Origin of the sequence: Nonomuraea aridisoli, from assembly GCF_003236395.1 — a bacterium.
Lineage (GTDB): Bacteria > Actinomycetota > Actinomycetes > Streptosporangiales > Streptosporangiaceae > Nonomuraea > Nonomuraea aridisoli.
In genome coordinates this window covers 1-9,945 of the sequence record NZ_POUD01000314.1, presented here as the reverse complement: position 1 = coordinate 9,945, position 9,945 = coordinate 1, and the positions used below count along the sequence as shown (strand labels likewise).

Sequence of the window (9,945 nt, the reverse complement as noted above, 5' to 3'; positions counted from 1 at the left end):
CTTCCGACTCGACCCCGCTCCGATCGGGGCCCGCACCCCCACGACCGACCCTCACTCTGATTCGCACTGCTCCCCACCCCCACCAGGGAGATCTCATGGGTTTTCTCGACTGGCTAGTGATCTGCGGCTACTTCGTCGTGATGATCGCGATCGGCGTCTGGGCGAAGTCCCGCATCCGTGACGCCAAGGACTTCTTCACCGCCGGTGGCAGGATGCCCTGGTGGTTGTCCGGAATCTCCCACCACATGTCGGGCTACAGCTCGGCGGTCTTCGTCGGCTACGCGGCCATCGCCTACACCGCCGGCTTCACCCTCTACGTCTGGTGGGCGATCGGGATCACGTTCGCGATGCTGGTCGGGTCGGTGCTGTTCGCGCCGCGCTGGCCGCGGCTGCGGCAGCGGCTCGGGATCATCTCGCCGCTGGAGTACCTCGCGACCCGTTACAACGTGCCGGCGCAGCAGGTGCTCGCCTGGAGCGGCACCGCGCTGAAGGTCTTCGACGTGGGCGCCAAGTGGGCCGCGACCGCGCTGCTGCTGCAGGTGTTCGCGGGCGTGCCGATCGCCTGGGGCGTGCTGCTCACCGGAGGCGTCACGCTGATCTACTCGACGATCGGCGGGTTGTGGGCCGACGCCCTCACCGACCTCGGCCAGTTCGTCATCCAGCTCGTCGCGGGGATCACGATGTTCGTCGCGGTGCTGGCCCAGCTCGGCGGCGTGTCCGCGATCTGGACGTTGTGGGACCAGCTGCCCGAAGGGCACGGCCAGCCGTTCAACGGCAACTACACCGTGGGCTTCGTCCTCGTCTACCTGCTGATCAACACGCTGTCCTACAACGGCGGCACCTGGAACCTCGCCCAGCGGTTCATCGCCGCGCCGACCGGCGGCTCCGCGCGGCGCGCCGCGCTGTTCTCCGCCGGCCTCTACCTCTTCTGGCCGCTCGTGCTGTTCTTCCCGATGTGGGCCGCGCCGGTCCTGCTGCCGAACCTGGCCGAGCCCGACCAGTCGTACGCGCTGCTGACCCAGCAACTGCTGCCCGGCGGGCTCATCGGCCTCGTGCTCGCCGGGATGTTCGCCCACACGATGGCGATGACGTCCTCCGACGCCAACGCGATCTCCTCGGTGGTGATCAGGGACATCATCCCGGCGGTCTGGAAGCGGGCGCGGCGGTTGTCGTCCGCGTCGGAGCTGTTGGCCGGCCGGGTCTCGACGTTCCTGTTCATCGTCCTGTCGATGGGCATCGCGCTCAGCGCGGACAGCTTCGGCGGCGTGCTCGGCCTGCTGATCCTCTGGTTCGGCGCGCTGGTCGGCCCGATCGCCATCCCGATGCTGCTCGGCATGCTGCCGATGTTCCGGCGCTGCGGTCCGGCCGCCGCGATCGGCTCCTGGGCGACCGGGCTCGTGGTCTTCGCCCTGGTCAAGTACGTCTTCCCCGGCCAGGGCCAGACCGTGGAGGTGGCCGCCCCGGTGCTCTCGGCGCTGGCGGTGTTCGTGATCGTCGGCCTGGCCGCGCCGGCTCGCAACGACGAGGCCGACGCGCTCATCGACTCGCTGAACACCGAGCGGCCCGAGACCGCGCAGGCGGCCGGCGGCCACTGACCGGGGCTCAGGACGGGCGAGGGGCCCGGCGGTCCTGCCGCCGGGCCAGCTCCTCCTCCTCGACCAGGGTGAGCATCGGCTTGCCCGGCTCGCACAACATGGTGACGGTGAAGCGGAGCGGCACGTCGTCGCGGTTGTTGCCGTCCTGGTAGTGGATGACGTCGCCGCCCGGCTCCCAGAACGCCTCCCCGGCGCGTACGACCCGCTCCGGCTCGCCCTCCAGCTCCAGCAACATCTCGCCCTCCAGCACGAAGCCGAACGCCGGTCCGGTGTGCCGGTGCGGCGGCGTGCCCGGATCGCCGGGCGGGTACTCGATGACGATGGTCATGGCGTGCGCGCCCTCCGGGATGAACGGCGGCTCCGCCTCCTGCACCACGGTCAGCGCCGTCTGCCAGGCGGTCGATCGCGGTTCGCGGTCAGTGGACATGAGACTCCCTCTCACACAGGTGGGGACGGGTCACTTTCCGGACCGGGCCAGCCAGTCGCGGTAGTGGGTACGGCCGGTGAGCGCGTCGTCGCCCGGCACCAGGGTCCGTTCGCCCGGCACCGACCCGAAGTAGCGCGCGTGCGGGTCGGTGACCACCTCGCGCGGGTCGCCCCACACCGCCATCGCCTGGCGGAAGAACTCGTCCATCCGGTACTGCTCGGGCCCGCCGACCTCGACCCGTCCGTTCAGCGGCGACCCCAGCGCCACGTCGGCGACCGTCTCGGCGACGTCGTCGCCCGCGATGGGCTGGAAGCGCACCGGCGCGATCCGGACCGTGCCGTCGTCGGCGGCCTCGTCGGCGATGGTCTGGGCGAACTCGAAGAACTGGGTGGCGTGCACGATCGAGAACGGGATCGACGACTTCTCGATCAGCTCCTCCTGCGCGACCTTCGCCCGGAAGTAGCCGTTCTCCGGCCACCGGTGGGTGCCCACCACCGACAACGCCACGTGGTGATCCACGCCGGCCTTCGCCTCCGCGGCGAGCAGGTTGCCGGTGGAGGTCCGGAAGAACGACATCACCGCGTTCTCCTCGAACGACGGCGCGTTCGACACGTCCACCACCACCGACGCGCCCGCGAGCGCCTCGGTCAGCCCTTCGCCGGTGAGCGTGTCGACGCCGGTCCGCGGTGAGGCCGCCACCGCCTCATGGCCCTGTTCGCCCAGTCTCCGGACGACCTTCGACCCGATCAGGCCGGTTCCGCCGATGACCACGATCTTCATGGCAAAGCCTTTCCGTACGCCGGGGCGCTGTGCCGGCCGGTCGCCGACTGGGACAGGGCACCCTCCGGGCCCATGACAGCTACCGCGGAATTCCCCAAGCCCAACTGTCAGATTCGTTGATCGCCGATGACGGACAGCAGGCGCAGCTTGTCATGGCTCTCGCTGCCCGCCGGCGCGGTGTAGACGACGAGCAACTGCGACCGGTCGGGGTCGACCAGCGTCTGGCAGTGCAGTTCGAGCAGCCCCAGCCGCGGGTGCCGGACGCGTTTGAGCGGGCAGTACAGGCCGGCGACCGGGTGCTCGCGCCACAGCGCGGCGAACTCGTCGCTCTCGGCGAGCAGCGCCTCGACGAGCGCCGTCACCCTCGGGTCGGCGGGATCGCGGGTGTGGAGTTCGTGCAGGTTCGCCGCGATGAGCCTGCTGTGCTCCTCGTGGTCCTCCTCGGGGTAGCGGGCGCGGGTGCCGGGATCGGTGAACCACCGGTAGTGCATGCTGCGGGCCGGCCCGGTGCGGACGCTCTCGTCACCGATCAGCGCCTTCGACAGCCGGGTCTGCTTCAGCGTCTCCCCGACGTAGTTGACGACCTGGGCGGCGGCGTCGTCGAGGCCGTCGAAGATGCGCATCATGCCGGGATTGACGTGGTCGGCGCGCAGGGCGCGCTGCGGGACGACATGGCCCGCGAGACGGAACAGGTGGTCGCGTTCCTCCAGGGACAGGCGCAGGCCGCCGGCGAGGGCGGCGAGCACCTGCTCGGACGGATGCGGCCCGCGCCGCTGCTCCAGCCGGCTGTAGTAGTCGACCGACATGCCGGACAACACGGCGACCTCCTCGCGCCGCAGCCCACCCGTGCGCCGCCGCCCGCCACGGGGCAGCCCCACGTCCTCCGGCTGCAATGCCTCCCGGCGGTTGCGCAGGAACTCGGCGAGCCGGGCCCGGTCCACGATGGTCGTCCTCCTCTGTGCGTGATGACGGGGGAACGCCCTCTGGCCTGGAATGTTTCCCCGGGGCGTCGAGTATGCGGGCGCCGGCCCGCCGTATCCATGTACTGCCGATCCCTGGATCCGGTCTGCAGCGAGACCCTGGATCGGGAGCACATTCCACCGGCGGCGCCGTGCTGCGACGGTCGTTCCATGAACAGAGCAACCCACTGGATCGGCGGCCGGCCCGCCACGGGATCCAGCCTCATGATCGACGTGATCAACCCCGCGACCGGCGAGGTCATCGCCCAGGTGCCGGACGGCACCCCCGCCGACGTGGACCGGGCCGTCGCCGCGGCGCGGGCGGCCTTCCCCGGCTGGGCCGCCGTCGACCCGGCCGAACGCGCGCGTATCGTCGGGCGCGTCGCGGACGGGCTGCGCGCCCGAACCGAGGAGATAGCCGCCACGATCACCCGCGAGATGGGCGCCCCCATCACGCTGTCGCGCACCGCGCAGGCGGGCTTCCCCGTCAAGGTGGCCGCCTCCTTCGCCGAGCTCGCCGCCGGCTTCGCGTGGACCGAGCGGATCGGCGACTCGCTGGTGGTCCGCGAGCCGATCGGCGTCGTCGGCGCCATCACGCCGTGGAACTTCCCGCTCCAGCAGGTCGTCTCGAAGCTGGCGCCCGCCCTGCTGGCCGGCGACACCGTGGTGCTCAAGCCGTCGGAGATCGCGCCGCTGACCACGCCGATCCTGGCCGAGGTCGTGGCCGAGGCCGGGGTGCCCGCCGGCGTGTTCAACATCGTCCACGGCACGGGCCCGGCCGTCGGCGCGGCGATCGCGGCGCATCCCGGGGTCGACATGGTGTCGTTCACCGGCTCCACCCGCGCGGGGCGGCAGGTCTCCGCGGCCGCGTCGCAGACCGTCAAACGGGTGACGCTGGAGCTCGGCGGCAAGTCCGCCAACGTCATCCTCGACGACGCCGACTTCCCCGAGGCGGTCACCCGCGGCGTCGCCATGACCCTCACCAACGGCGGCCAGGTCTGCGGCGCGTGGCCGCGGATGCTGGTGCCCGCGTCGCGGCAGGACGAGGCGGTGGAGCTGGCGGTGGCCGCCGCCGCGGCGTACGTCGTCGGCGACCCGGCCGACGAGGCCACCGTCATCGGCCCCATGGCCTCCGAGCAGCACCGGGAGCGGGTGAATGGCTACATCGAGCGGGGGATCGCCGACGGCGCCCGGCTGGTGCTCGGCGGCCCCGGCCGGCCCGCCGGGCTGGACACGGGCGCGTACGTACGGCCGACGATCTTCGCCGACGTGGCGCCGGACGCGGTGATCGCCCAGGAGGAGATCTTCGGCCCGGTCCTGACCATCATCCCGTACACCGGCGACGACCAGGCCGTGGAGATCGCCAACAGCACGGCGTACGGGCTCACCGGCGCGGTGTTCGGCAGCCCCGACCGCGCGATGGCGATCGCCCGCCGGCTGCGTACCGGGCAGGTGGACGTCAACGGCGGCCACTGGAACGTCCTGGCGCCGTTCGGCGGATACAAGCAGTCCGGCAACGGCAGGGAGTTCGGCCGCTACGGCCTGGAGGAGTACCTGGAGATCAAGTCCATCCAGGGCTGAGCCCTTGGCCGGGAGAAAACCTCTCCCCGGCTCTGCCCTTGCCGCACAAGGGGTAGGCGGCGGATGACCGCTCGGGACGGGGCCGGAGAATGGTCCTGCCGGCGGAGCACGGGGCACCGGCCGGTCAGGGGGCGATGGCTGTGGCGGATGCTGGATCCGGTGGTCGTGGGGACCTCGACGAGGCCGCGGCGGTCTTCGCCGGGGTGCGGCCGCGCCTGTTCGGCATCGCGTACCGGATGCTGGCCAGCGTCTCCGAGGCCGAGGACCTCGTGCAGGAGGTCTGGCTGCGCTGGCAGGCCTACGACCGGGCGACGGTGCACGACCCGGCGGCGTTCCTGGCGACGGTGACCACGCGGCTGGCCATCAACGCCGTCCAGTCCGCGCGCGTGCGCCGCGAGACGTACGTCGGCCCGTGGTTGCCCGAGCCGGTCGACACCGGCGCGGACCCGTACCTCGGCGCCGAGCGGGGAGAGGCGCTGGAGTTCGCGGTGCTGCTGCTCCTGGAGCGGCTCTCGCCCACGGAACGGGCGGCGTACGTGCTGCGGGAGGCGTTCGACTACCCCTACCGGCAGATCGCCGAGATCGTCCAGCTCAACGAGGCGGCGGTGCGCCAGCTGGTCAGCAGGGCACGCAAGCGGGTGACGGGCGAGCGCCGCACGCCCGTCAGCAAGGCGGAGCAACGCCGGCTGCTGACGGCGTTCGTCGCCGCCGCCCGCGCCGGCGACCTGACCACGCTGGAGAAGCTCTTCGCCGAGGACGTGACCAGCTACTCCGACGGCGGCGGCGCCGTGCGCGCCGCCCGCTACCCCGTGGTGGGCGCGTCGCGGGTGGCGAAGGTCATCAAGGCGTACGGCGGCGGGTTCTGGGCCGGGGCCGAGATCGACTGGGCGAGCACGAACGGTCAGCCCTCGGCGTTGCTGAGCCGTGACGGCCAGGTGTTCGCCGTCGTCACCGTCAACGCCTCGGAGCGGGGCATCGACGAGGTGCTGTGGGTGCTGAACCCGGTCAAGATGACTGGCGTGTCCCGCCAGTGACAACACGCTGTCACAATTCGTCAAGCCGTCCTGTCTTAGCTGGTGGCGGACATCCGTCCGCCGACAGTTGACACAAGGAAGGAATGGGTGCTGTGACGGCGTTCGACTGCGAGGCCCCCCGTCCGCTGCCCGGCGGGGCCCGGAACGCGCTGACGATCCAGGCGCCTGCCGACAGGATGCGCGAGCTGAAGCGCGAGCTGACGAAGAAACGGCGCTTCGCCTCCGACGCCTCGCACGAGCTGCGCACGGCGGTGGCCGGGCTGCGCGCGGAGCTGGAGGAGGCCGGCCTGCATCCCGGCGAGACCGACCTCGGCGACCTGGTGGTCCGGGCGCTGCGGGACGTCGACCGGCTGGACGCGATCATCACCGACCTGCGGGCCATCGCCGAGATGGAGTCCGGCCCGCCGCCGACGCCGCAGCGGGTGGACCTCGCCGAGCTGGTCCGTGACGAGGTCGCGCGCAGGAGCGACCGCATCGCGGTCCGGTTGCGGCTGGAAGCCGGCCTGACCGTTCAGGCCGTCCCGATCCGGATCGGCCGCCTCCTCACCAATCTGCTGGACAACGCCCAGCGGCACGCCCGGCGCCTGGTCGAGGTGCGGTTGAGCGGCGACGGCGGTCACGCCGAGCTGACGGTGGCCGACGACGGAGATGGCATCGCCCCATCCGAACGGGAACGGATCTTCCAGCGCTTCACCCGCCTGGAGCCCGCACGCCGCCTCGACCGCAGCGGCAGCGGCCTGGGCCTGGCGATCGCCCGCGACATCGCCCGGGCCCACCTCGGCAGTCTCCGCGCCGAGGAGGCGGACACCGGCGGCGCCGGCTTCGTCCTGCGGCTTCCGCTCGCGGGCCCTCGTACGCAGGAAGGGAAGACCTGATGAGACCGGACGCCGACTGCGCCGCCCTGCCCGCGCCCTGTCTCCGCCGGCACGAGGAGGGCCAGGACCTCCGGGAGGCGCACGCGGCGCTGCTGCTGGACCGGCAGCGTCAGTTCGCCGCCGACGCCTCGCACGAGCTGCGCACGCCGCTCACCGCGATCCGCGTGCGGGTGGAGGCGGCGCGGCTGCACCCCGGCGACCTCGACCTGCCCGACCTGCTCGACCACGTGACGGACGATCTCGACCGGCTGGAGGACATCGTCGACGACCTGCTCCTGCTGACCACGATCGAGGCCGGCCTCGACGGGCGGCTGGCGGAGGTCGATCTGACCGCGCTGGTCGAGGCGGCGGCGGCCCAGGACGTACGGCTCGATCTGGAGCCCGCGGTGACGGTCGCGGCCGTGCCCCGGCTGGTCGCCCGGCTCCTCGCCAATCTGCTCGACAACGCGCGGCGCCACGCCGCCCACCGGTCGCAGGTGTCGCTGCGCCGCGCGGACGGCCGGGCGGAGCTGGCCGTGACCGACGACGGGCCCGGCGTCCCGGCGGCCGACCGCGAGCGGATCTTCGAGCGCTTCGCCCGCCTGGACACCGCGCGCAGCCGCACCAGCGGCGGCGCCGGGCTGGGCCTGGCGATCGCCCGCGACATCGCCTGCGCCCACCACGGCACCCTGCACGTCGAGGCCGCGGGCGACGGCGGCGCACGCTTCGTGCTCCGTCTTCCGCTCCTGCGCTGACCGCCCGCTTCCAAGGTGGCCGCCGCTTAAAAAGGGGGCCGCCCGCTTCGAACACTGACCGCCTGCTTCAAAGTGACATATCCGAAATTCACGAATCTTGGGGGATGTATGACCGACCAGCACACCGGCCGCCTGAAGGATCAGGTCGCGATCGTGACCGGAGCCGGCTCCGGGATCGGCCGCGCCACCGCGATCGCCCTCGCCCGCGCCGGAGCGCACGTGCTCGGCGTCGGACGCCGCGCCGAACCCCTGGACCGGACCGCCGCCGAGCATCCCGGCATCGTCGCGCTGACCGCCGACATCACCGCCGGCGGCGCGCCGCAGGCCGTCGTCCAGGCAGCCGTGGACCGCTGGGGCCGCCTGGACGCCCTGGTCAACAACGCCGGCGCCACCGCCGTCATGCCGCTGGCCGACACCGACGCCGAACGCGTCGCCGGCCTGCTGGCCCTCAACGTCACCGCCCCGAGCCTGCTCGCCCACGCCGCGCTGCCCCACCTGCGTGCCGGCCGGGGCACGATCGTCAACGTCTCCAGCACCTTCGGCCACCGCCCCCTGCCCGGCGCCGCCCACTACGCCGCCACCAAGGCCGCCATCGAGCAGCTGACCCGCAGCTGGGCGCTGGAGCTGGCCGCCGACGGCGTCCGCGTCAACGCCGTGGCCCCCGGCCCGACCGAGAGCGAGGCCCTGGCGGCGTCCGGCCTGCCCGACACGGTGGTCGAGCAGATCAAGCAGGACGAGTCCGCCCGCATCCCGCTCGGCCGCCGCGGCGCCCCCGAGGAGGTGGCGGCCTGGATCGTGCACCTCGCCGACCCCGCCGCCACCTGGATCACCGGCCAGATCCTCACCGTCGACGGCGGGCTGGAACTCACCTGATCAGGGCACCCGCCACCGGCCGTCGCTCATGAGCACCCGGCCCTTGAGCTCGTTCACCTCACGCCAGGCCTGGACGCGCCGGGGCCGTACGCGGAAGTAGAGGTACGGGTCGGTCAGCTCGCGCGGGTCGAAGCCGGTCTTGACGGCGAAGGCGTCGCCCGTCTCGCGCGAGATCTCACCGGCCGGCAGCGGCGGCTCGGTCTTGCCCTCGATCAGGACGACGTCGCGGGTGTGGCCGAGGCTCAGCCGGATCTCGCCGGTCGCCGCCAGGTTGCGCGCCGTCGGGCTGGCGGCGGCCGTGGAGATCAGCAGCGTGGCGCCGTCCCACAGGAACGACAGAGGGATCAGGTACGGCTCCCCGCTCACCGGATCGGCGGTGGCCACCCAGGCGTCCACATCCTGCTCCAGCCGATGGAGCGTGTCGAGTTTGCGCTGCTCAGGGGTGCGGGGGTCGGGCAGGGACATGCGGTTCCTCACGGTTGTCGAAGCGGGTGCCATAGCAGGCTAGGGCACCGTGCCACCACGCCCCGGGCCTGCTGACGCGCATCACATGTTCGTTGCAGTAGGCAACGGTTGCATTGTGCAGGGCATTCGTCCCGGGCTGAAATGGTCATCCGTCGTCGTGCCGAACGTGGGTGATCGTCGTGGGGCTTGTCATGGATCGCCGCCGGTCCGAAGGAATGAGGCGTGAGGCATGAACCTCTCCCCGGAGGAGCGCCGGGCGCTGTCCGCGATCGAGACACGCCTGGCCACGGAGGAACCCGAGCTCGACGCGCTGCTCTCCGGCTCGCGGCGGCGCCGGCCGGCCGGCCGCTCGCCCCTCCACCTGTGGTGCATGCTGATGCTGCTCACCTGCGCGATCTTCACGCTCGGAGTCGCCCTGCTGCTCGCGACGGGGGAGAGGGGCTGCTCCGAAGAGCGCCTCGACGCGTGTGAGACGGTCGCGGACACCCGGGCCGCCTAGTGAGCCGGTCCTGAGATCCTGTCGCAGTAGCGGCAGATCCGGTCGATGATCTGGTCGGCGGTCTTGGTCCACTTGAAGGGCCGGGCGTTGTCGTTCCAGACCTTGATCCACTCCTCGAGCGCG

11 protein-coding genes are annotated in these 9,945 nt (G+C 72.1%); 7 read left to right on the top strand and 4 right to left on the bottom strand.

What is annotated here, in order from left to right; genetic code table 11:
* Positions 1-95: 95 nt before the first annotated feature.
* A complete protein-coding gene (locus tag C1J01_RS41810) occupies positions 96-1,595 on the top strand; it encodes a sodium:solute symporter family protein (protein WP_111184587.1) in 1,500 nt (499 codons plus the stop codon).
* Positions 1,596-1,602: 7 nt separating this feature from the next.
* Here C1J01_RS41810 and C1J01_RS41805 read toward each other — a convergent pair whose 3' ends face one another.
* The 3 genes from C1J01_RS41805 to C1J01_RS41795 all read right to left on the bottom strand — a co-directional run bounded on the left by C1J01_RS41805 (position 1,603) and on the right by C1J01_RS41795 (position 3,743).
* The gene (locus C1J01_RS41805; protein ID WP_111184586.1) at positions 1,603-2,022 is read right to left on the bottom strand and encodes a cupin domain-containing protein; all 420 of its coding nucleotides are present in this window, start codon (positions 2,020-2,022) and stop codon (positions 1,603-1,605) included.
* 30 nt (positions 2,023-2,052) lie between these two features.
* The gene (locus C1J01_RS41800) at positions 2,053-2,802 is read right to left on the bottom strand and encodes an SDR family oxidoreductase (RefSeq protein WP_111184585.1); all 750 of its coding nucleotides are present in this window, start codon (positions 2,800-2,802) and stop codon (positions 2,053-2,055) included.
* 107 nt (positions 2,803-2,909) lie between these two features.
* On the bottom strand, positions 2,910-3,743 hold the full coding sequence (locus C1J01_RS41795) for a helix-turn-helix transcriptional regulator (RefSeq protein WP_235855022.1): 834 nt from the start codon (positions 3,741-3,743) through the stop codon (positions 2,910-2,912).
* 189 nt (positions 3,744-3,932) lie between these two features.
* Here C1J01_RS41795 and C1J01_RS41790 point away from each other — a divergent pair, with 189 nt between their 5' ends.
* The 5 genes from C1J01_RS41790 to C1J01_RS41770 all read left to right on the top strand — a co-directional run bounded on the left by C1J01_RS41790 (position 3,933) and on the right by C1J01_RS41770 (position 8,858).
* Complete coding sequence (locus C1J01_RS41790) at positions 3,933-5,342, top strand: aldehyde dehydrogenase family protein (protein WP_111184584.1); 1,410 nt, start codon at positions 3,933-3,935, stop codon at positions 5,340-5,342.
* Positions 5,343-5,482: 140 nt separating this feature from the next.
* Positions 5,483-6,376 (top strand): RNA polymerase sigma-70 factor, encoded by an 894-nt coding sequence (locus tag C1J01_RS41785; RefSeq protein WP_220040375.1) that lies wholly within the window; start codon positions 5,483-5,485, stop codon positions 6,374-6,376.
* 92 nt (positions 6,377-6,468) lie between these two features.
* Positions 6,469-7,251, top strand: coding sequence for a sensor histidine kinase (locus C1J01_RS41780; RefSeq protein ID WP_181449258.1), 783 nt, complete (start codon positions 6,469-6,471; stop codon positions 7,249-7,251).
* Positions 7,251-7,985: a sensor histidine kinase gene (locus C1J01_RS41775; protein ID WP_111184582.1), complete on the top strand. Its 735-nt coding sequence runs from the start codon at positions 7,251-7,253 to the stop codon at positions 7,983-7,985. Before C1J01_RS41780 ends, C1J01_RS41775 begins: the two co-directional genes overlap by 1 nt.
* A gap of 108 nt (positions 7,986-8,093) precedes the next feature.
* Positions 8,094-8,858, top strand: a complete 765-nt coding sequence (locus tag C1J01_RS41770) for an SDR family NAD(P)-dependent oxidoreductase (protein WP_111184581.1) — start codon at positions 8,094-8,096, stop codon at positions 8,856-8,858.
* On the opposite strand, the gene C1J01_RS41765 is transcribed toward C1J01_RS41770, so the two are convergent.
* Positions 8,859-9,323, bottom strand: a complete 465-nt coding sequence (locus tag C1J01_RS41765) for a pyridoxamine 5'-phosphate oxidase family protein (RefSeq protein ID WP_111184580.1) — start codon at positions 9,321-9,323, stop codon at positions 8,859-8,861.
* 229 nt (positions 9,324-9,552) lie between these two features.
* Here C1J01_RS41765 and C1J01_RS41760 point away from each other — a divergent pair, with 229 nt between their 5' ends.
* Complete coding sequence (locus tag C1J01_RS41760) at positions 9,553-9,822, top strand: DUF3040 domain-containing protein (protein ID WP_111184579.1); 270 nt, start codon at positions 9,553-9,555, stop codon at positions 9,820-9,822.
* The last annotated feature ends 123 nt before the right edge of the window (positions 9,823-9,945 follow it).